Genomic DNA, 20,734 nt, shown 5'->3' with positions numbered 1-20,734 from the left:
CAGACCATCGGCACCCTCAGCCGCCTGGAACTGCGGGTCAAGCTGCTGTCGACCCTGGCGATGAACATCACCGTGCTGATCCAGGCCCTGGCCGGCGTCGTGATGATCATCGGCGGCGTCTACCTGATCATCGCTGGCGACCTCTCCATGGGCGGCCTGATCGCCTGCTACATGCTCAACGGCCGCGCCCTCGGCCCGCTGACCCAGCTCTCCGGGCTGATCCAGCGCTACCAGCAGGCGCGCCTGTCGATGGCCACCACCAACCAGATGATGGAGCTGCCGCAGGAGCGCAACGCCGACGAGCGTCCGCTGACCCGCTCGCAACTGCGCGGCGCCATCGAGATGCGCAACCTCGACTTCGCCTACCCGAACCAGCAGGTCGCGGCGCTGCACGGTATCAACCTGCAGATCCGCGCCGGCGAGAAGATCGGCATCATCGGCCGCAGCGGCTCGGGCAAGAGCTCCCTGGCCAAGCTGATCGTCGGCCTGCACCAGCCCAACGACGGCAGCCTGCTGGTGGATGGCGCCGATGTGCGCCAGCTGGACATCAGCGAGCTGCGCCACAACATCGGCTACGTGCCCCAGGACATCAGCCTGTTCAGCGGCACCCTGCGCGACAACCTGGTCAGCGGCGCGCGCTACATCGATGACGAGCGCGTGCTGGAAGTGGCCGAGCTCACCGGTGTCAACGAGTTCGTCCGCCTCCATCCGCAGGGCTATGAACTGCAGGTCGGCGAGCGCGGCCACAACCTCTCCGGTGGCCAGCGACAGAACGTCTCGCTGGCTCGCGCCTTGCTCCTCGACCCGCCGATCCTGCTGCTGGACGAACCCACCAGCGCCATGGACAACGCCGGCGAAGAACGCCTGAAACAGCGCCTGCAAGCCATCATGGGCGAGAAGACGCTGCTGCTGGTCACCCACCGCGCCTCCATGCTCAGCCTGGTGGACCGCCTGGTGATCGTCGACAAGGGCCGCATCATTGCCGACGGTCCGAAGGACGTGGTCATGGATGCGCTGAAGAAGGGGCAGATCAGTGTCGCTTAATCCTCTGGGCAGTATCCGCCACTCTGTCCGTGGCTATTTCAAGGGCGGCGACAACCTCTCCGGCCAGCCGCTCCCGGAAGTCAGCAAGGCGCTGATCGAAGACGCGCCGCGCGTGGTGCGCCTGACCATCTGGGTGCTGATCGGCTTCGTCGCCTTCCTCCTGCTGTGGGCGCACTTCGCGAAGATCGACGAGGTGACCCGCGGCGAAGGCAAGGCGATTCCCTCGTCCAAGGTGCAGAAGATCCAGAACCTGGAAGGCGGCATCGTCTCGCAGATCTTCGTCCACGAAGGGCAGGTGGTGCAGGCCGGCGAGCAACTGATGCGCCTGGACCCGACGCGCTTCCAGTCCAACGTCGGCGAGACCGAGGCTGATCGCCTGGCGATGTTCCTGCGTGTGGAACGCCTATCTGCCGAGGTGGAAGACCGTGCGCTGAATATCCCGGACGACGTGCGCAGCAAGACGCCCGGCCAGGCCAGCAGCGAAGAGGCGCTGTTCCACAGTCGCCAGCAGCAGCTCAAGGATGAAACCGATGGCCTGGAGCAGCAGCTGGTGCAGAAGCAGCAGGAACTGCGCGAGTTCGCTTCCAAGCAGGCGCAGTACCGCAACAGCCTGAACCTGCTGCGCCAGGAAATCTCCATGTCCGAGCCGCTGGTGGCGCAGGGCGCCATGTCCCAGGTGGAACTGCTGCGCCTCAAGCGCGGCGAAGTGGAGAACCGTGGCCAGCTCGACGCCACCACCCTGGCCATTCCCCGCGCCGAAGCGGCGATCAAGGAAGTGGAACGCAAGGTCGCCGAGACCAAGTCGCGCTTCCGCAGCGATGCGCTGAAGGAGCTCAACGAGGCCCGTACCGAACTGAGCAAGGCCACGGCCACCGGCAAGGCGCTGGAAGACCGCGTCAGCCGTACCCTGGTCACTTCGCCGGTGCGCGGCATCGTCAAGCAACTGCTGGTGAACACCATCGGCGGCGTGATCCAGCCGGGCAGCGACCTGATCGAGATCGTCCCGCTGGACGACACCCTGCTGGTGGAGGCACGCATCCGTCCGCAGGACATCGCCTTCCTGCGCCCCGGCCAGCACGCCATGGTCAAGTTCACCGCCTACGACTACACCATCTACGGTGGGCTGCAGGCGGACCTGGAACAGATCGGCGCGGACACCGTCACCGACGAGGACGGCAACAGCTTCTACCTGATCAAGCTGCGTACCCGCAAAAGCCACCTCGGCACCGATGACAAGCCGCTGCTGATCATCCCCGGCATGGTCGCCAGCGTGGATATCATCACCGGCAAGAAGAGCATCCTGAGCTACCTGCTCAAGCCGATCCTGCGGGCCAAGGCGGAGGCGTTGCGGGAGCGGTAAGTGCCGGCGCGCCATGCAAAAGGGCCACCCATAGGGTGGCCCTTTTCGTTTGCGCAGGGTGTAGGAGGGGGCCATTMCCGGTGTTGCCCGTTACGTAGGAGCGGACTCTGTCCGCGATGGCTTCCGGCGCGATGCGGACCCATCGCGGACGAAGTCCGCTCCTACGCTAAATCCCGGCATCGGCGTTTCTTTGTAGGAGCGGAGCTTGTCCGCGATGCTCTTGCTTCTGGTTTGGTGATTCGCGCCGCTGCGGCGTACGCGCGGACTTCCGGTTTCGCCCCCTCGGGCGAGTCCCTTTTGGCAAACGTCGGATAGCCGCCCTCCCAAAAGGAACCAAAAGGTCTCGCCCCTCCATCCGGTTTTTCGCCTAGGCGAAAAATTCCCTCGTTGGATCGAAGCTTCAGGGGCACGCCACGACGGGCCATCCCTGGCCCATAGTGGCTCTCGCGACATCCATGTCGCTCAACCCCTGAAACTCCGATCCAACGAGGCCTCCTGAAAGGGGCACTCCGGAGCGCTCGGACGTTTCACTGGAAGTCCTCAGAGCCAAAACCAAAACCAAAGCTAGAGCTAGAGCTAGAGCTAGAGCTAGAGCTAGAGCTAGAGCTAGAGCTAGAGCTAGAGCTAGAGCTAGAGCGGGGTTCTTCGTAGGAGCGAGCTTGCTCGCGAACCGCACTCTGCCGCCACTCCCGGCGAACACCTGAGTAGGATGGGTGGAGCTTGCGATACCCATGCTGCAGGCACGCTGGAACCGATGGATATCGCTGCGCTCCACGCCACCCTGCGTTTCGGCTTCAGCTCGGCCCATGAACCCACCCGGTTCCAATCAATAAGCCACGGTAAACCGCTGCTGATGATGGTTGGCCTGCTCGGCCTCGTCGATCATCGCCACGGCCAGGTCCGGCAGGGAGATGCGGCTCTCGCCATTGCCGTCGAACAGCACCTGGTCGGCGCCGATGCGGAAGCTGCCGGTGCGGGTTTCGCCGTCGAGCAGCATGGCTGGGCTGAGGAAGGCCCAGTCCAGGTCCTTCTCGCCACGCAGCTGGTCCAGCGCGTCGGCGGCGCCCAGTGCGCCCTGTTTCCACTGTTCGGGGAATTCCGGGCTGTCCACCAGGCGCTGGCCGGGGGCGATTTCCAGGCTGCCGGCGCCGCCGAGTACCAGCAGGCGCTGGACGCCGGAGGCCTTCACGCCGTCGAGGATGGCGCGGCTGCCCTTGGCGTGTGCGCCACGGATGTCCGGGTTGCCCCAGCCAGCGTTGAAGGCGCTGATTACCACATCCTGGCTGGCCACGGCGCGGGCTACCTGGTCGGGATCGTAGACATCGGCCTGGACTACCTGGAGGCCGTCGCGCGCCGGCAGTTTCGCCGGGTCGCGCACCAGCGCGGTCACCTGGTGGCCGCGGCGCAGGGCTTCTTCGAGGAAGTAATGGCCAACGTGGCCGGTGGCGCCGATCAGGGCAAGTTTCATGGAATCACCTTTTCGTGGGAGAGAGTGCCGCGCCTGAGGGCGGGGCGGCGGGTGATTCATCTTCGGGCCGGCGCGCCTGTGGATAAAGCCGCGCCAGCGCCATGCACTCGTAAGCCCGGCTTCACAATCAGTCCGGTTTGTCCTCGTTCATCAGGCTCAGCCCACGGGCGACCGCGAGGGCCATAAACAGCACGCCCATGATCGCTTCGCTGCCGGCCAGCAGGCGCGCCAACGGTTGTACCGGCACTATGTCGCCATAGCCGATGGTGGTCAGCGTGACCATGCTGAAGTAGACGAAGCTGGCCATGTCCAACGGGCCGTTGGCGGTCTGGAAACTGTGCGGGCGGAGGTGCTCGATCAGGTTGTAGGTCAGCGCGAAGGACAGCACGAAGTTCAGGTACAGCGCGCAGAGCCCGTAGAGCAGTTCGCGGGTCACGGGCCGCTCCTGGGTCACCCGGTGGAACAGGCTGATGACCAGCAGCAGGATGAAGCCGATCTGCGGAACCCCGCGCTTGAACAGTGGGTGCAAATGCCAGTGCTCGGGCACGAAAGCCATGGCCAGGCTGATGGCGCCCATGCCGCAGAGCAGGTAGAACAGGCGGCTGTGGCTGCGGACGGTGTTCAGTCCGGCCAGGACCATCAGCAGCAGGCTGCCCAGTTCCAGGGCGATGGGCGGCGAGGGGATCGCCAGCACCAGCAGGAGCAGCAGGACACTATTGAGCAGCAGACGAAATCGGTAGTGCGACAGGAATTGCTTCAAGACGGCAGCCAGAGACAGCTCGGGAAGGCTGGTCAGTCTGGTGCAAGCCCTTGCCGGACTTCCATGCCATGGCCTAGGAATCGAACAGCTTCTGTATGACGGAAAAATCCTGTTCTCCGTGGCCCTGCTTCAGCAGCAGGCGGTACATCGCCAGGGCCAGGCTGCCCAWGGGCGTGCTATTGCCGCTGACCTGGGCGGTTTCCTGGGCCAGGCCCAGGTCCTTGGTCATCAGCGCGGCCATGAAGCCGCCGGTGTAGCCGCGCGAGGCAGGGGCGTTCTCCATCACGCCGGGCCAGGGGTTGTAGACCTCCAGCGCCCAGTTGCCGCCGGAGCTGCGGCGCATGATCTCCGACAGCACCGCCGGGTCCAGGCCATTGGCTGCGCCCAGGGCGAGGGATTCGGCGGTACCGATCATCAGCACGGCGAGCAGCTGGTTGTTGCACACCTTGGCCACTTGCCCGGCGCCGTCACCGCCGGCGTGGAAGAGGTTGCGGCCCATGGCGGAGAACACCGGGCGCGCGCGTTCGAGTACTTCGGCGTCACCACCGACCATGAAGGTCAGGGTGCCGGCGATGGCGCCGCCGGTACCGCCGGAGACCGGCGCGTCGAGCATGGGAATCCGGCGCTCGGCGGCTGCCTGATGGACCTTGCGTGCCGAGGCGGGGGCGATGGTCGAGCACTCCAGCACCAGGGTGCCGGGGGCGATGTGCTCCAGCAGGCCTTCGTTGCCGAGGTAGAGCCCCTCGACGTGCTGGCTGGCCGGCAGCATGGTGATCACCACGTCGGCGCCGTCCACCGCGTCGTGGGCACTGCGCGCGGCACTGGCGCCCTGGGCGATCATGCCGTCGATGGCGCTCTGCACCAGGTCGAACACGCGCAGCAGGTAGCCGGCCTTGATCAGGTTGGCGGCCATGGGCGCGCCCATGTGGCCGAGGCCGATGAAGGCGATGGTTTGCATGCTGGTTTCCTCCTGTTCAACGACGACAGGCACTCCAGCGCTTTGGCTCTTCGTAGGAGCGAGCTTGCTCGCGAACAGGGCCTTTAGCGAAGCTGTTCGCGAGCGAGCTCGCTCCTACAGGGGAGGGCGCAGGCAGCGGATCAAAGATCCGCCAGCGGATGCTCGCCCTCCCAGGTCGCGTCGAAGTGCGCATTCACCACAGCATCAGGTATGGCAGCGATATCCGGCCAGTGCCAGTGCGGGGTGTTGTCCTTGTCGATCAGCCGGGCCCGCACGCCCTCCGGGAATTCCGGGTGGCGGCAGCAGTTCAGGCTCATCGCGTACTCCATGCGGAACACCTCGGCAGTCGACAGATGGCGCGCGCGGTGGATCTGTTCCCAGACCAGACGAGCGGTCAGCGGGCAGCCCGAAGCGAGGGTCTTCGCCCCGCGGGCGATCAGCGCGTCCTCGTCGTTGGTCAGCGCCGTCAGTGCGTTCCAGGCTTCGGCGACGTTGGCGCTATCGAGCACCGCGTCCAGGCGTGCGCGGCGCGGCAGTAACTGGGCTTCGGGCAGCTCGCCACGGGCTTCGTGCTCCAGCGCCTGCAGCAGGCTATGCAGCTGCACGTCGGCCTGTTCGCGCCAGTTCAGCTGCACCAGGCCTTCGATCAGGTCTTCCTGCTGGGTGTCGAGCAGGAAGCGGTCGGCGAGGTCCAGGTCCAGTGCGTCGCGGGCGTTCATCTGCGTCGCGGTCAGCCCGAGGAACAGGCCGAGGCGGCCGGGCAGGCGAGCGAGGAACCAGCTGGCGCCGACATCCGGGTACAGGCCGATGTTGATTTCCGGCATGGCCAGGCGGCTGCTCGGGGTGACGATGCGCACGCCGGCGCCCTGCATCAGGCCCATGCCGCCGCCCATCACGTAGCCGTGGGCCYAGCAGATCAGCGGTTTGGAATAGGTGTGGATGAGGTAGTCCAGGCGGTATTCGTCGGCGAAGAAGCGTCGGGCCAGCTCCGGCACCTCGCCGGGCTGCTCGCGGCAGGCATCGACCAGCTTGCGCACGTCGCCGCCGGCGCAGAAGGCCTTGCCGCCGTTGCCACGCAGCACCACGCAGGCGATCTGCGCGTCGTCTTGCCAGACGCGCAGCTGGTGGTTCATCGCCTCGATCATCGGCAGGCTCAGGGCGTTCAGGCTCTTCTCCGCGTCCAGCGTCACCACGCCGATGCGGAAGCCGTGCAGGCCGGGGCGTTCTTCGAACATCACATTCATCGTCGGGCCCTTATTGGTTGCGCCAGTGCGGATCGCGTTTCTCGAGGAAGGCGTTGACGCCTTCGCGGGTGTCGTCGGCGTCGAACAGGTCGACGAAGCGCTCGCGCTCTTCCGGCAGCCAGGTGGTCGGGCCGCGTTCGCGGGCGCCCTGGATCAGCGGCTTGATGGTGCGTACTGCCACCGGGCTCTGCCGCGCGACCTTGGCCGCCAGCAGCAGGGCGGTGCCGCGCGCTTCACCAGTGTCGACGACCTGCTCGACCAGGCCGATGCGCAGCGCCGTTTCCGCGTCGACCCGTTCGCCGCAGAGGATCATGCGCTTGGCCCAGCCTTCGCCGACCAGCCAGGGCAGCGCCTGGGTGCCGCCAGCGCAGGGCAGCAGGCCCACGGTGGCTTCGGGCAGCGCCATCTGCGCCTGGCGCTCGGCGATGCGGATGTCGCAGGCCAGGGCGCATTCCAGGCCGCCACCCATGGCGTAGCCGTTGATCGCGGCGATGGACACGCCACGGAAGTCACGCAGGGTCTCGAAGGCTTCACCGAAGCGGCGGGCCATCTCGCGGGCGCGGGCCTTGTCGCCGTCGGCGAACATGTTCAGGTCGGCGCCGGCGGAGAAGAATTTCGGGCCCTGGCCGGTCACCACCAGGGCATAGACGTCGTCGTCGCGGTTCAGGTGCTCGACCACCTGGCGCAGGCCGATCAGCGAGTCGCGGTCCCAGGTATTGGCCGGCGGATGGTTGATGGTGATCAGCGCGGTGTGGCCGTGCTTCTCCACCGTCAGCTTGTGGGTCAGGTCGAAGACTCCGGGCTTGTAGGGTTCGAGGGCGTTGCTCATGGGCATCTCCTTGTCGGTGCCGCCGGCGGGCGGACGCATGGGCATGGACTCTAGGCGTGCGCCGCGGCGCGCGTCCATGTCCGATCTGTTCGATTGCGCCCGCGTGGGCGGGCGGTTTTTCCAGTGCTTTTGATCTTCGTAGGAGCGAGCTTGCTCGCGAATCAGCCCCGCCGCGGAGACTGTTCGCGAGCAATAACGATGGCGTCCCCCTCGCTCCTACAGGAAATGCGTCAGAGCAAGCGATCCAGCATCCCGCCCTGTTCCAGCAACCGTCGGGCGACTATGACCCGCATGATCTCGTTGGTGCCTTCCAGAATCTGGTGCACGCGGCTGTCGCGCACCCAGCGCTCCAGCGGGTAGTCGTTGAGGTAGCCATAGCCGCCGTGCAGTTGCAGCGCTTCGTTGCACAGGGCGAAGCAGCGGTCGGTGGCGAAGCGCTTGGCCATGGCGCAGTACAGGGTCGCTTCGCCGTCCTTGTGGTCCAGCTTGTGCGCGGCCAGGCGCACAAGCTGCCGGCTGGCGGTGAGGTCGGTGAGCATATCGGCGAGCTTGAACTGCAGGGCCTGGAACTCGGCCAGCGCCTTGCCGAACTGCTTGCGCTCCTCGACGTAGCGCAGCGACTGCTCCAGCGCTGCCTGGGCCGCGCCGAGGGAGCAACTGGCGATGTTCAGACGGCCGCCATCCAGGCCCTTCATGGCGTAGACGAAGCCCTGGCCTTCCGGGCCGATGCGGTTGCCGGCGGGGATGCGCACGCCTTCGAAGGTGATGGTGCGGGTCGGCTGCGCCTTCCAGCCCATCTTGTCCTCGTTGCGACCGTAGCGGATGCCTTCGGCGTTGGCCGGCACCAGGAAGCAGGAGATGCCCTTGGCGCCCTCCTCGCCGGTGCGCGCCATGACGATCAATACGTCGGTGGAGCCGGCGCCGGAGATGAAGGTTTTCGCGCCATCCAGCACGTACTCGTCGCCGTCACGTTTGGCGCGGGTGCGCAGGCGCGCGGCGTCGGAGCCGGCGTCCGGCTCGGTGAGGCAGTAGGAGGCCAGCAGTTCGCCGCCGATCAGCCCCGGCAGCCACTGCTCCTTGAGCGCGGCGTCGCCAAAGCTGGCGAGCATCCAGCTGGCCATGTTGTGGATGGTCATGTAGGCGGTGGTGGCGACGCAGCCGGCGGCCAGCTGCTCGAAGATCAGCGAGGCGGACAGGCGCGACAGGCCGAGGCCGCCGTCTTCCTCGGCGATGTACAGGCCCAGGTAGCCCTGCTCGGCGGCGCGGCGGATCACCTCCACCGGGAAGTGGTGCTGGCGGTCCCAGTCGGCGGCGTGGGGCGCCAGTTCGCGGCTGGCGAAGGCGCGGGCGCTCTCCACCAGCAGGCGTTGTTCTTCGGACAGATCGAAATGCATGCAGCTACCTCTGTTTGTTCTTGTCGGCTACAGCTGGGCGCTCGTGGCGCGCTTTCCATGGTGAAGCGTCTCCTGGCCAGGAGTGAAGCGTCTCTTGGGTAAAGAGTCCTTCGGTTATAGCTGTTGCGCCAGCGCCTGTGGATTGACGATCTTGTGCTGGGGATGGACGATCTTGGTATTGCCGACACTGGATTGCTGCCCATGTCCCGTCCCCTGATCTCCACCTGGCCGTTGCCGCAGCAGGGCGTGCGCTTCATCACCCCACCGCGTCTACGCCGTGCATTGGATCGCCATCCACTTGGCCAGGCCTGCTACCCGCTGGCCCTGGGCTATTACCCTGCGGCGGTGGGGCATCGCATGGAGCGGGAAGACCCGGACGATCACCTGCTGATCTACTGCAGCGCCGGGCAGGGCTGGCTGGAAACAGCGGATGGACGATTCGAGGTCGCCGGTGGTGATCTGCTGGTGCTGCCCAAGGGCCGCGCCCATGCCTACGGCGCCGACCCGCAGCAACCCTGGTCGATCTTCTGGGTGCACCTGGAGGGCCGGCTGGCCGAGGATTTCCTGCGCCCGCTGGGCAAGTCGCCGCGCCTGCGGGTGGGCGTGCAGCCGCGCCTCCTCGGGGAGTTCGATGCGCTGTTGGCGCTGCGCCGGCAGGGTTTGAGCCTGCCGCACTTCATTCACGCCGCCCATCTTCTGCAAAGCCTGCTGACCTCGCTGGCCCTGCGCCCGGCGCGGGCGCGGCTGAAGTCCGGGCGGGTGCTGGACGTGGAGGCGGTGCAAGCGATGATGCGCGAACACCTGCACGACGCGCTGAACCTCGACGAGCTCGCCGCGCAGTTCCGCCTGTCGCGCTTCCACTTCGCCAAGACCTACCGCGCGCTGACCGGCCAGGCGCCGATCCAGGATTTCATCCGCCTGAAGATGACTCACGCCTGCCGCCTGCTCGACCAGGGCAACCTGGAGGTACGGCAGGTTGCCGAGCAACTGGGCTACGCCGATCCGTACTACTTCTCGCGGCTGTTCAAGAGCGTGGTGGGCATGGCGCCCAGTCACTACCGCGAGCTGCACCAGGGCTGAGGTTGGCGCAGCTCGTCCGCAGCGCTGTCGCGCTCGACCGTGCGCGTGGCCGGCCGGCTCGCTAGTCTGCGGCGAATCACAAGAAAAGGACCTGCCCGATGCTGCCCGTGATCGTCGAACTGCTGCTGACCCTGGCCTGCGCCGTCGCCGCCTGGCTCGCCCTGCGCGAGCGTCAGGGCTGGCGGGCGCTGGGGTTCCTGTCCATGGGCGTCGCGGCGTTGCTGGGTGCGCTGGAATATGGCGGCATCGGCGCAGTGGCCGAGGCGCATCACCTGGCAAGCGTGCTGTCCGGCGCCGTGGGCTTGCCGCTGATTGCGCTGGGGGCTTTGCCCGGTGGAGCGGCACGGCAGCTGCTGGTGCTGCTTGGCTGCGCGGTGCTGCTGATGTTGCCGGCCGAGGTCACGCTGGTCAGCAACCTGATCGCGCTGCTGGTGATCGCCTGGCCCGGCCGCTCCCGCCATTATCTGCCGGCCCTGCTCGGCGCCTTGCTGTTCATCGGCAGCGGCCTGCTGATCGGCGCGCGCGGGGAGTGGGGCGGCGTACCGCGCCGCGAGCTGTTCCACCTGGGGCTGACGCTCGCCGTGGCGGCGTGGATGGTGGCCGGCTTGGGCAGCGGCGCGCCGCGTCTGCCGCGCGCCTGGGCTGTGCGGCACAAGTCGCCTTGACTTGGCCGGGGCGCTTGCTTAGCGTGCCGGTTCGTTTCACCAGGCAGACGCACCATGACCAATGACGACCGGATCAAGCTGGAACCCAGCTGGAAAGAAGCCCTCCATGAGGAGTTCGAAAAACCCTACATGAAGCAACTGGGCGAGTTCCTGCGCACGGAGAAGGCCGCCGGCAAGGTGATCTTCCCGCCCGGTCCGCTGATCTTCAATGCGCTGAACACCACGCCGCTGGAGCGCATCAAGGTCGTCATCATCGGCCAGGACCCCTACCACGGCCCCGGCCAGGCCCACGGCCTGTGCTTCTCGGTGCAGCCGGGCGTGCCGACGCCGCCGTCGCTGCAGAACATCTATAAAGAGCTGCACCGCGACCTCAACCTGCCGATCCCCAGCCACGGCTACCTGCAGCACTGGGCTGAGCAGGGCGTGCTGCTGCTCAACACCTCGCTCACCGTCGAGCAGGCCCGCGCCGGCTCCCACGCCCAGGCGGGCTGGGGCCCGTTCACCGACAAGGTGATCGAAGTGGTCAGCCAGCGCTGCGAGAACCTGGTGTTCCTGCTCTGGGGCTCCCACGCGCAGAGCAAACAGAAGCTGATCGACGCGCAGAAGCACCTGGTGCTCAAGTCCGCGCACCCGTCGCCGCTCTCGGCCTATCGCGGCTTCCTCGGCAACGGCCACTTCAGCCGCACCAACAAGTTCCTCGAACAGCACGGCCTGACGCCCATCGACTGGTCGCTGCCGCCGGTGTGAGGTCGATGCTCCGGCGCGCGTGGCTGCTTTTCCTGCCGAGTCTGCTGTTCGGCATGAACGGCCTCGCCGCCGGTTCCTCTCTCGAGGACTTTCGCTCCAGCGAGTCGATCCACGGCCTGTACGAGATCGACCAAGCAGCTCGCGCCTTCGTCGCCGCCGAGAACGCTCGCAGCAACGCGGGCTGGACAGTCGCCGAACCCAATCTCAAGACCCTCGTCGCCCGCTGCTCGGTGGCGCTGGATAGCCGCTGGGGCGAAATCCACCTGTCCGCTGCGGACGGGCGCGCTCTTACCCGTAAGGTTGTCGAAGTCATCTGCACCAAGCCGGTCAGCGGCAAGCACTGGACGGTTTCGCTGCGCGTCTCCCGCGCGTCCTGATCCCCCAAAAAAAGAGGCCCGCACGAAGGCGGGCCTTGAAAGTCGCCGCGCGTCTCGACGCGGCGAGCGTGGTTGCTTTACGCGGCGTCCGGCAGTTCGGTGCGGGCGCGGTTGGCGCGCTTGCGCCAGGCGCGGTACAGCGGCAGGCCGAGCATGATCGCGACCAGTGTCCAGGTGCCGATGGCGATGGGGCTGGACCAGAGGATGCCCAGTTCGCCGTTGGAGATGGACAGCGCGCGGCGCAGGTTCTGCTCCATCAGCCCGCCGAGGATGAAGCCCAGCAGCAGCGGCGACAGCGGGAAGTCCAGCTTGCGCAGGATGTAGCCGAGGATGCCGATGGCGACCATCAGGAACAGGTCGAAGGTGGTGGCGTGCACGGCGTAGACGCCGATCGCGGTGATGATCGCGATGCCCGGCACCAGTGCCCAGTTCGGCACCGAGAGGATGCGGGTGAACACCCGTACCATCGGCACGTTGAGGATGATCAGCATGACGTTGGCGATGAACAGCGAGGCGATCAGGCCCCAGACGATGTTCGGCTGTTCCTGGAACAGCAGCGGGCCGGGGGTGATGTTGTACAGGCTGAGCGCGCCGATCATCACCGCGGTGGTGCCCGAGCCGGGGACGCCGAGGGTCAGCATCGGCACCAGGGCGCCGCAGGCTGAGGCGCCGATGGCGGTCTCCGGGGCAGCCAGGCCGCGCAGGTCGCCCTTGCCGAACTTGCCGGTTTCGCCGGCCAGCTTCTTCTCGGTCATGTAGGCCACGGCGCTGGCGAGGGTCGCCCCGGCGCCGGGCAGCACGCCCATGATGAAGCCGAGCAGGCCGCAGCGGACGTTGACCACCGCCACCGAGGCGGCTTCCTTCATGTTGAACAGCATGCGCCCGCTGGCCTCGACCATCTTGTGGCCGTGGTGGGTCTTTTCCAGCAGCAGGAGGATTTCGCTCACCGAGAACAGGCCCAGCACCAGCACGACGAACTGGATGCCGTCGGAGACGTGGATGTTGTCGAAGGTGAAGCGGTACACGCCGCTGTTGGCGTCGATCCCGACGCTGGACAGGAACAGCCCGAGCAGCGCCGCCAGCAGGGTCTTCAGCGGCCGGTCGCCGGCCAGCCCGCCGAGGGCGACGATGGCGAACACCATCAGCACGAAGTATTCGGCCGGGCCGAAGGCGATGGCCCATTTCGCCAGCAGCGGGGCGAACAGCACCATGCCGCAGGTGGCGATGAAGGCGCCGATGAACGAGCTCCAGGCCGAGAGCGACAGGGCCACGCCGGCCAGGCCGTTGCGCGCCATGGGGTAGCCGTCGAGGGTGGTCATCACGGTGGAGGCTTCGCCGGGGATGTTCAGCAGGATCGAGGAGATCCGCCCGCCATACTCGCAGCCCAGGTACACGGCAGCCAGCAGGATCAGCGCCGACTCCGGCGGCAGGCCGAGGGCGAAGGCGACGGGGATCAGCAGCGCCACGCCGTTGATCGGGCCCAGGCCGGGCAGCAGGCCGACGACGGTGCCGATCAGGGTGCCGATCAGCGCGGTGATCAGGTTGTACGGGCTCAGGGCGACGCCGAAGCCCTGTCCCAGGTAGCTCAAGGTTTCCATGGTCTTTTCCTCAGAGCAGGGGATCGAGAATGCCCAGCGGGAGCGGGACATCCAGGGTGCGGTCGAACAGCACGTAGAGGCCGACGGCGAGCAGCGTCGCAGTGATCACGCTGGCCAGCGGGCGGCCGCCGTAGATCATCGCGATGAAGCTGCCGACCAGGGTGCTCGCCGGAATGAACCCCAGCGGCTCGAACAGGCCGGCATAGACCGCCAGGATGGCGATGCACAGCAGCACCTTGACCAGCAGCGCGCCTTCCAGCGCCGGCTCGTCTTCCTCGCGCTTGATCGGCGTCGGGCGGGCGATCAGCCAGGCCAGGCCGATGATCATCAGCACCAGGCAGAGCAACGGGTAGGCGCGCGGGCCGACCGGTTCGTAGGAGAAGGGCGCCTGCAGGTTCCAGGCGATCAGGGCGAAGGCGACGCAGGCAATCAGCCAGACGCCGGCGAACAGCCGCTGGAAGAGGCTGGTACGGGACATGGGGAGTCTCCTTGCGCCGCCTTCGCTGAAGGCGGCGCCGCACGGGGCGTTACTGGATGAGGCCGAACTCGCGGGCGAGCTGCTTGTACTGGGCGACCTGCTGCTTCACGTAGGCGTCCAGCTCCGGGCCGGTCATGGCGAAGGGGAACAGCTCGCGCTGGTCGCGCAGCTTGGCGAAGTCTTCCGAGGCCAGCAGCTTGTCGAAGGAGGCCTTCCAGAACTGGTAGTCCTCCTCGCTCACCTTAGGCCCGACATAGAAGCCGCGTACTACCGGCCAGACGATGTCGAAGCCCTGCTCCTTGGCGGTGGGGATGTCGGCCATGCCTTCATCCTTCAGACGCTCCTCGGAGAACACCGCGAGGATGCGCATCTTGCCGGCGCGGATATGCGGCATGGAGTCGGAGATGTCCGTGCTGCCCACCTGGATGTGCCCGCCCAGCAGCGCCGTGGCGATCTCGCCGCCGCCTTCCAGGGCGACGTAGCGCAGCTGCTTCGGGTCGATGCCGGCGGCCTTGGCGATCAGCGCGGTCTGCATCCAGTCCTGGCTGCCGACGGTGCCGCCGGAGCCGATCACTACCTTGCCCGGATCGGCCTTGAGCGCGGCCACCAGGTCACCAAGGTTTTTGTACGGCGAGTCGCTGGGCACGGCGATGGCGCCGTAGCTGGTGCCGACGGCGGCCAGCCACTTCACGGCGTTCTCGTCGAAGCGGCCGAACTTGCCCTGGGCCAGGTTCAGCAGCGAGCCGCTGGAGAAGGCGGTGATGGTGTTGCCGTCGGCCGGACGCTGGGCGACCACCGCGTTGTAGGCCACGGCACCGACGCCGCCGGGCATGTAGGTGACGCGCATCGGCTTGGTCAGCAGTTTCTCGTCCACCAGGGCGCTCTGCGCCAGCTTGCAGGTAAGGTCGAAGCCGCCGCCGGGAGAGGCCGGGGCAATGCATTCCGGGCGCTTGGGCTCGGCCATCAGTTGGCTGGCGGCGAGCAGGGCGGCGCCGGCGAGGGTCAGGTTGCGCAGGACGGTGGACATGGTGCGATGCCTCTCTTGTTGTTGTCGGTTTACCAGATCGCCAGGGAGTAGCTGAGGTAGATACGTGTTTCGTCGGCATCCCGCGCGAAGCTGGAGCGGTAGGTGGCGTTACGCACGCGCACCGCGACGTGCTTGAGCGGGCCGCTCTGGACCACGTACTTGATGTCGGTGTTGCGCTCCCATTCCTGGCCGTGACCGTCCATGCCGTTGATTCTGGCATTGTCGCCGCTGATATAGCGATTCATCAGGGTCAGGCCGGGGAGGCCGAGGCCGGCGAAGTCGTAGTCGTGGCGGACCTGCCAGGAACGCTCGTCAGTCTCGGCGAAGTCGCCGACCTGGACGAAGTTGACGAGGTAGGGGTTGCTGCCGTCGATGTAGGGGAAGGCGCTGTCGCCGCTCATCTGCTGCCAGCCGACGCTGAACTTGTTGGCGCCGATGGCGTATCCGAGCAGGCCGTTGAAGGCGCGGTTGTCGATCTCGCCGCCGCGTGCTTCGCCCTGGTCGTCGCTGATCGCCAGGCGCACATCGGCGCTGAATTTTCCGGGGCCCAGCGGGTAGCTGGCGAGCAGGCCGACGAAGTGCTGGCGGTAGACCTCGTCCAGCTGCGCGTAGTGGTAACGGCCGGTGAGGTTATCGGTGAACTTGTAGTCGCCGCCGGCCAGGTCATAGTGCTTGCCCTCGGCGCTGCCGCCGGAGAAGCGGCGGTTCTTGTTGTTCAGCGCCAGGTCGGTGTAGTCGGTGGAGTCGCGGTCCTTGACCTTCTCCAGGCGCCCGCCGGTGAAGTTCAGGCCCGGCAGGTCGGTGGAATTGAGCAGGCCGCCTTCGAAGGTCTGCGGGAACAGGCGGCTGTCGTTGGGCTGCAGGGTCGGCAGGTCGGGGATCAGGCTGCCGATCTTCAGCTCGGTTGCGGAGGCCTTGAACTTGGCGGTCAGGCCCAGCTTGCTGTACTCGTCGGCGGCGCGGCCGTCGTCGTGGGTCGGTAGCAGGCCGGTGCCGGTGCGGTCCGGCGAGGAATCGAGTTTCAGGCCGAGCATGCCCATGGCATCCAGGCCGACGCCGATGGTGCCGGGGGTGTAGCCGGACTGGAAATCGAGGATGAAACCCTGCGCCCATTCTTCGCGCTTGGACTGGCCGGTGCCGTCGCGGAAATCGCGGTTGAAGTAGATGTTCTGGGTACTGAGCGTGGCGCTGCTGTCTTCGATGAAACCGGCGGCCTCGCACAGCGGGGCGACTCCGGCAAAGGCCAGCAGGGTAGGGGTCAGACGGTTCGCGAATGGCTTGCGAAAAGCCGGTGCAGCCGATGGCTGGGCGGTGGGCATCTGTGGTCTCCGTTCTTGTTGTTGTCGCGAAAGGGCACCACGCCGCCTTTCGCTCTGTTGACGGTCTTTGCCGTCGTCGAGTCCGCTTCTCCCTCCGTTGCGCCTGGGCAGTCGGCGCTGCAAATCCGGGTGTTGGGAGGCGGCTCGTCAGCGATGCTAACGGGCTAAGCTTTCGCCAGGCTTTCAGTCTCCTTTCGCAGTGATTTCAGCGAATTTCCCCCATTCACAGCGGCTCGCGGATGGGTAAACTGCCGGCCCGAACCTGTAGTCCGAGGAGTGGAAACGCGTGCGAATTCTCCTGGTTGAAGACCATCCGCAACTCGGCGAAAGCGTCGCCCAGGCTCTCAAGGGCGCCGGCTGGACCGTGGACCTGCTGCAGGACGGCGTGGCTGCCGACCTGGCCCTGGCCAGCGAGGACTACGCATTGGCGATCCTCGATGTCGGCCTGCCGCGGCTCGACGGCTTCCAGGTGCTGGCGCGCCTGCGCGAGCGCGGCAAGACCCTGCCGGTGCTGATGCTCACCGCCCGTGGCGAAGTGCGCGACCGCGTGCACGGGCTGAATCTCGGCGCCGACGATTACCTGGCCAAACCCTTCGAACTCACCGAGTTGGAAGCGCGGGTAAAAGCCCTGCTGCGCCGCAGTGTGCTCGGCGGCGAACAGCAGCAGCGTTGCGGCGAGCTGGTCTACGACCTCGGTGCGCGGCGCTTCACCCTGGCCGAGCAGGCGATGAACCTGACCTCCCGCGAGCAGGCCGTGCTGGAAGCGCTGATCGCCCGGCCGGGGCGGGTGATGAGCAAGGAGCAACTGGCGGCACAGGTATTCGGACTGGACCAGGACGCCAGCGCCGATGCCATCGAAATCTACGTCCACCGCCTGCGCAAGAAGCTCGAAGGCAGCTCGGTGCGCATCGTCACCTTCCGCGGCCTGGGCTACCTGCTGGAAGCCCAGGATGGCTGAGCGGCGCTGGGGCTTTCTCGGCGCGGGCAGCCTGCGTGGGCGGCTGCTCTGGCGCCTCGGCGGGCTGCTGCTGGTGCTGTTGCTGATCGGCAGCGCGGCCACCTATTGGCGCGCCCGGCATGCCGCCGACATCGCCTATGACCGCACCTTGCTGGCCTCGGCGCGGGACATCGCCGATGGCCTCTATGCCAGCGACGGCACCCTGCGCGCCAACGTGCCCTACGTGGCGCTGGACAGCTTCGAGTACGACAGCGCCGGACGCATCTTCTACCAGGTGATCGACCCCCAGGGGAAAATGATCTCCGGCTACGAGAACCTCCCGGCACCACTGCCGACCACGCCGCGCACCGACGATTACCCTGCCTTGGCCAAGTTCTACGACGCCACCTACGAGGGGCAGGGCGTGCGGGTGGTCAGCCTGCTGCAGCCGGTGAGCCAGCCGACGGTCAATGGCATGGCGGAAATCCGCGTCGCCGAAACCATGGGCGCCCGTGAGCGGCTGGCGCGCAACCTGCTCGCCGACACGCTGCTCAACCTCGCTCTGTCGGCCATCGCCGCGCTGATGATGGTCTGGTACGCCGTAAGTGCCGGCCTGCGCCCGCTGGACCGGCTGCGCGAAGCGGTGGAAGAGCGCCAGCCGGACGACCTGCGGCCGTTGCCGGAGGTCGCTGTACAGAAGGAGCTGCGCCCGCTGGTGGCGGCGCTCAACCATTTCACCGTGCGCCTACGCGGGTTGTTTGACCGCCAATCGCAGTTCATCGCTGAGGCCTCCCACGAGCTGCGCACTCCGCTGGCGGCGCTCAAGGCGCGGCTGGAACTGGGCCTGCGCGAGCAGGACCCGCAGCAGTGGCGCGCGACGCTGGTTGAGGCCGTGCAGAACACCGACCGGGTGACCGGGCTGGCCAACCAGCTGCTGTCCCTGGCGCGGGTGGAAAGTGGTGCCCGCGCCATCGCCGAGGGCGCGGGGGAGAGCATCGAGCTGAGCCAGCTGGCTCGCGAGCTGGGCCTGGCGCTGGCGCCGTTGGCCCATTCGCGCGGCGTGGCGCTGGCGCTGGAAGCGGATGAACCCGCCTGGGTGAAGGGCGACCCGACCCTGCTCAACGAGCTGCTCAGCAACCTGGTGGACAACGCTATTGCCCATGCTCCGGCGGAGGGCAACGTGATCATCCGCGTGCGTTCGCCGGTGGAACTGGAGGTCGAGGACGACGGCCCTGGCATCCCGGCGGAGGAGCGTGACAAGGTCTTCCGCCGCTTCTACCGCCGCCGCCAGCAGGGTACCGGCCTCGGCCTGGCCATCGTCGGCGAGATCTGCAGCGCGCATCGCGCGCGGATCGAACTGGGCCAGGGCGAATTGGGCGGGTTGCTGGTGCGGGTGACCTTCCCCGCGGAAAGCGCCTGAAGCAGAAACGCGAAACCCGCCGATCAAGACGGGTTTCGGAGTTGAGCAAGCGCTTTTCGTAGGAGCGAGCTTGCTCGCGAACCGCTCTGCAGCGAACCCCGTTCGCGAGCAAGCTCGCTCCTACAGGTTGGCCGCGTTTGCTTGCCGTTACTGCAACATGCTCATCGCCGCTTCCATCGCGGCGGAGAGGTCTTCGTCTTCCTTCACGTCCGCCTTCGGGTCCAGGCCCAGCTTGGCGAAGGCCGGGATGGTCGCCCAATCCAGCTCGGTGTAGGGGTGCTGGCTGCCCAGGTAGCTCTGCAGGGTGGCGACCTGGACGATGTCCACGTAGTCGACCTTGGCCGAGTCGCGGCTGAAGTCCAGGTGCTGCCCCGGCACGGCGGCGATCGGCGCCGGGAAGTCCCAGGCCTTGAGGATGCGGTCGCCGATGATCGGGTGGATGCGCTCGATCACGTGGTTGAGGCTGATGGAGTCGGCCAGCAGCTCGCTGTGCTCCTCGGCGTAGGTGAGGATCGGCAGCACGCCGATCTGGTGCACCAGGCCGGCCAGGGTCGCCTGGTCCGGCGCCAGGCGGGTGTAGTGGCGGCACAGGGCATGGCAGATGCCGGCGATCTCGGTGCTCTTGTTCCACACCTCGCGCATCTTGCGGTCGACCACGTCGGAGGTGGCCTGGAACATCTGCTCCATGGCCAGACCGGTGGCCAGGTTGCAGGTGTAGTTGATCCCCAGGCGGCTGATCGCCATCTGCAGGTCGGTGATTTCCTTGTTGGTGCGTAGCAGCGGGCTGTTCACCACCTTGATGATGCGCGCGGTCAGGGCAGCGTCGTTGCCGATCACCTTGCTCAGGTCCTGGATGCTGATGTCCGGGTCTTCCGCCGCTTCACGGACGCGCAGGGCGACTTCCGGCAGCGTCGGCAGCACCAGCTCATCGTTGTCGATGGCCCGCAGCAGTTCCTGTTGTACTTTTTCGGCAAGCTTGCTCATGAAGTGTCCTTCAGGGAAAACCGGGCTCCCCGCCCGGCACGGAATTCAGCGCTGGATCTCGCGATCGCTGTCCAGAACGTAAGGCAGGTCCAGCAGGCGCAGCGGCTGGTCTTCGCCCAGGCGCACGTTGCCGTCGGCGACGGCATCGTCCTGCAGCACGGCGAGCAGCTCCACACCATCGGCCGCGCGGGCGGCCAGTACCACTTCGCCGACACTGGTGGAGTGCACCGGCGAGAACAGCTCGCGGCCCGGCTCCGGCAGTTCGGCGCTATCGAGTTTCAGGCGCTGCAGGCGGCGCTTGAGGCGACCCAGGTACTGCATGCGCGCAACGATTTCCTGGCCGGTGTAGCAGCCCTTCTTGAAGCTCACGCCGCCCACGGCCTGCAGGTTGATCATCTGCGGGATGAACAGCTCGCGGGTGGCACCGAACACCTGGCCGACGCCGGCGCGGACCTGGCCGAGCAGCCAGTCGTTGAGTTCGGCGTGGGGCAGGCGGGCTTGCAGCAACTCGGTGATAGCGGCGGCGCGTTCGGCCGGCACCCAGAGTTCGACGCGGCCCTGGCCGAGGCCGATGGCAATCAGGCCGTCGGTGCGCGCGACCTGGTCGGCTTCACCGGAGAGCTTCAGGCCCAGCTCGCTGAGCACGGCATCGGCGCCGCTCAGGCCGAAGCGCGCCCACAGGGCGCTGTCATCGGACAAGGTGGCCTTGGAGAACACCGCGTACTTCTTCAGGTCGGTCAGCTGGCTGTCGAGCAGGTCGTTGGCCATGGCCAGCAGGAAGCCCTCGCCCTCGGCGAGGATGCGGAAGCTGGAGGTCATGCGGCCCTTGGGCGTGCAGCGGCCGCCGAGGCTGGAATAGTCGGCGCCCAGGTAATTGAGGTTGCAGGTCAGCTGGCCCTGGAGGAATTTGGCGGCGTCCGCGCCACGGACGGCGAGAATCCCTTCGTGATTGAGTTCGGTGTAGAAAGCAGAGTCGGTCATCACGATTCGCTGGAAGAAAGTTAGGGGCCTCATGATAGAGCTCGGACTGCGCCTTGTCAGCGGG

General features: G+C 66.8%; 20 protein-coding genes. 8 read left to right on the top strand and 12 right to left on the bottom strand.

Features of this window, described 5'->3' with window-relative positions; genetic code table 11:
* Window positions 1-1,044: ATP-binding cassette domain-containing protein (locus QO207_RS23835; protein WP_301534747.1), on the top strand; the 1,044-nt coding region annotated here is incomplete at its 5' end.
* On the top strand, window positions 1,034-2,404 hold the full coding sequence (locus QO207_RS23830) for an HlyD family type I secretion periplasmic adaptor subunit (RefSeq protein WP_301534746.1): 1,371 nt from the start codon (window positions 1,034-1,036) through the stop codon (window positions 2,402-2,404). The genes QO207_RS23835 and QO207_RS23830, both read left to right, overlap by 11 nt.
* A gap of 826 nt (window positions 2,405-3,230) precedes the next feature.
* Here the strand turns inward: QO207_RS23830 and QO207_RS23825 are convergent.
* The 6 genes from QO207_RS23825 to QO207_RS23800 form a co-directional block, all read right to left on the bottom strand.
* Entirely contained in the window at window positions 3,231-3,872 is a 642-nt protein-coding gene (locus QO207_RS23825; RefSeq protein ID WP_301534745.1) for an NAD(P)-dependent oxidoreductase, read from the bottom strand.
* A gap of 127 nt (window positions 3,873-3,999) precedes the next feature.
* A complete protein-coding gene (locus QO207_RS23820) occupies window positions 4,000-4,632 on the bottom strand; it encodes a potassium channel family protein (RefSeq protein WP_301534744.1) in 633 nt (210 codons plus the stop codon).
* Between the two features lie 73 nt (window positions 4,633-4,705).
* Complete coding sequence (gene mmsB, locus QO207_RS23815; protein ID WP_301534743.1) at window positions 4,706-5,590, bottom strand: 3-hydroxyisobutyrate dehydrogenase; 885 nt, start codon at window positions 5,588-5,590, stop codon at window positions 4,706-4,708.
* 140 nt (window positions 5,591-5,730) lie between these two features.
* Entirely contained in the window at window positions 5,731-6,834 is a 1,104-nt protein-coding gene (locus QO207_RS23810) for an enoyl-CoA hydratase/isomerase family protein (protein ID WP_301534742.1), read from the bottom strand.
* Between the two features lie 10 nt (window positions 6,835-6,844).
* A complete protein-coding gene (locus QO207_RS23805; RefSeq protein ID WP_301534751.1) occupies window positions 6,845-7,663 on the bottom strand; it encodes an enoyl-CoA hydratase in 819 nt (272 codons plus the stop codon).
* Between the two features lie 230 nt (window positions 7,664-7,893).
* Window positions 7,894-9,057 (bottom strand): isobutyryl-CoA dehydrogenase, encoded by a 1,164-nt coding sequence (locus QO207_RS23800; RefSeq protein ID WP_301534741.1) that lies wholly within the window; start codon window positions 9,055-9,057, stop codon window positions 7,894-7,896.
* A 201-nt stretch (window positions 9,058-9,258) separates the two neighbouring features.
* Here QO207_RS23800 and QO207_RS23795 point away from each other — a divergent pair, with 201 nt between their 5' ends.
* From QO207_RS23795 to QO207_RS23780, 4 genes are all read left to right on the top strand, one after another.
* Entirely contained in the window at window positions 9,259-10,137 is an 879-nt protein-coding gene (locus tag QO207_RS23795) for an AraC family transcriptional regulator (protein WP_301534740.1), read from the top strand.
* A 98-nt stretch (window positions 10,138-10,235) separates the two neighbouring features.
* Window positions 10,236-10,802 carry a hypothetical protein gene (locus QO207_RS23790; protein WP_301534739.1) on the top strand — a complete coding sequence of 189 codons (567 nt, stop codon included), beginning with the start codon at window positions 10,236-10,238 and terminating at the stop codon, window positions 10,800-10,802.
* Between the two features lie 54 nt (window positions 10,803-10,856).
* Window positions 10,857-11,549, top strand: coding sequence for a uracil-DNA glycosylase (ung, locus tag QO207_RS23785; RefSeq protein WP_301534738.1), 693 nt, complete (start codon window positions 10,857-10,859; stop codon window positions 11,547-11,549).
* A 5-nt stretch (window positions 11,550-11,554) separates the two neighbouring features.
* Complete coding sequence (locus tag QO207_RS23780) at window positions 11,555-11,926, top strand: hypothetical protein (RefSeq protein WP_301534737.1); 372 nt, start codon at window positions 11,555-11,557, stop codon at window positions 11,924-11,926.
* Window positions 11,927-12,003: 77 nt separating this feature from the next.
* Here QO207_RS23780 and QO207_RS23775 read toward each other — a convergent pair whose 3' ends face one another.
* Genes QO207_RS23775 through QO207_RS23760 form a run of 4 tightly spaced genes read right to left on the bottom strand, consistent with a single transcriptional unit; the run spans window position 12,004 to window position 16,348 of the window.
* Entirely contained in the window at window positions 12,004-13,524 is a 1,521-nt protein-coding gene (locus tag QO207_RS23775; protein ID WP_301534736.1) for a tripartite tricarboxylate transporter permease, read from the bottom strand.
* 10 nt (window positions 13,525-13,534) lie between these two features.
* Complete coding sequence (locus QO207_RS23770; RefSeq protein ID WP_301534735.1) at window positions 13,535-14,002, bottom strand: tripartite tricarboxylate transporter TctB family protein; 468 nt, start codon at window positions 14,000-14,002, stop codon at window positions 13,535-13,537.
* A 49-nt stretch (window positions 14,003-14,051) separates the two neighbouring features.
* Window positions 14,052-15,029 (bottom strand): tripartite tricarboxylate transporter substrate binding protein, encoded by a 978-nt coding sequence (locus QO207_RS23765; protein ID WP_301534734.1) that lies wholly within the window; start codon window positions 15,027-15,029, stop codon window positions 14,052-14,054.
* Window positions 15,030-15,058: 29 nt separating this feature from the next.
* Window positions 15,059-16,348 carry an OprD family porin gene (locus tag QO207_RS23760; protein WP_301534733.1) on the bottom strand — a complete coding sequence of 430 codons (1,290 nt, stop codon included), beginning with the start codon at window positions 16,346-16,348 and terminating at the stop codon, window positions 15,059-15,061.
* Window positions 16,349-16,634: 286 nt separating this feature from the next.
* Between QO207_RS23760 and QO207_RS23755 the strand changes: the two genes are divergently transcribed.
* Window positions 16,635-17,306: a response regulator gene (locus QO207_RS23755; RefSeq protein WP_024765529.1), complete on the top strand. Its 672-nt coding sequence runs from the start codon at window positions 16,635-16,637 to the stop codon at window positions 17,304-17,306.
* Entirely contained in the window at window positions 17,299-18,705 is a 1,407-nt protein-coding gene (locus QO207_RS23750; protein ID WP_301534732.1) for a sensor histidine kinase, read from the top strand. The genes QO207_RS23755 and QO207_RS23750 overlap by 8 nt, the downstream gene beginning before the upstream one ends.
* Window positions 18,706-18,852: 147 nt before the next feature.
* Here QO207_RS23750 and QO207_RS23745 read toward each other — a convergent pair whose 3' ends face one another.
* Window positions 18,853-19,689 (bottom strand): HDOD domain-containing protein, encoded by an 837-nt coding sequence (locus tag QO207_RS23745; RefSeq protein WP_054909002.1) that lies wholly within the window; start codon window positions 19,687-19,689, stop codon window positions 18,853-18,855.
* 45 nt (window positions 19,690-19,734) lie between these two features.
* A complete protein-coding gene (locus QO207_RS23740; protein WP_301534731.1) occupies window positions 19,735-20,670 on the bottom strand; it encodes a folate-binding protein YgfZ in 936 nt (311 codons plus the stop codon).
* Window positions 20,671-20,734 lie beyond the last annotated feature (64 nt).

The sequence above is a fragment of the Pseudomonas sp. CAN1 genome, from assembly GCF_030462585.1.
Classification (GTDB): domain Bacteria; phylum Pseudomonadota; class Gammaproteobacteria; order Pseudomonadales; family Pseudomonadaceae; genus Pseudomonas.
Note: the sequence above shows the minus strand (reverse complement) of the source record. Positions and strands in the feature narration are given on the sequence as shown.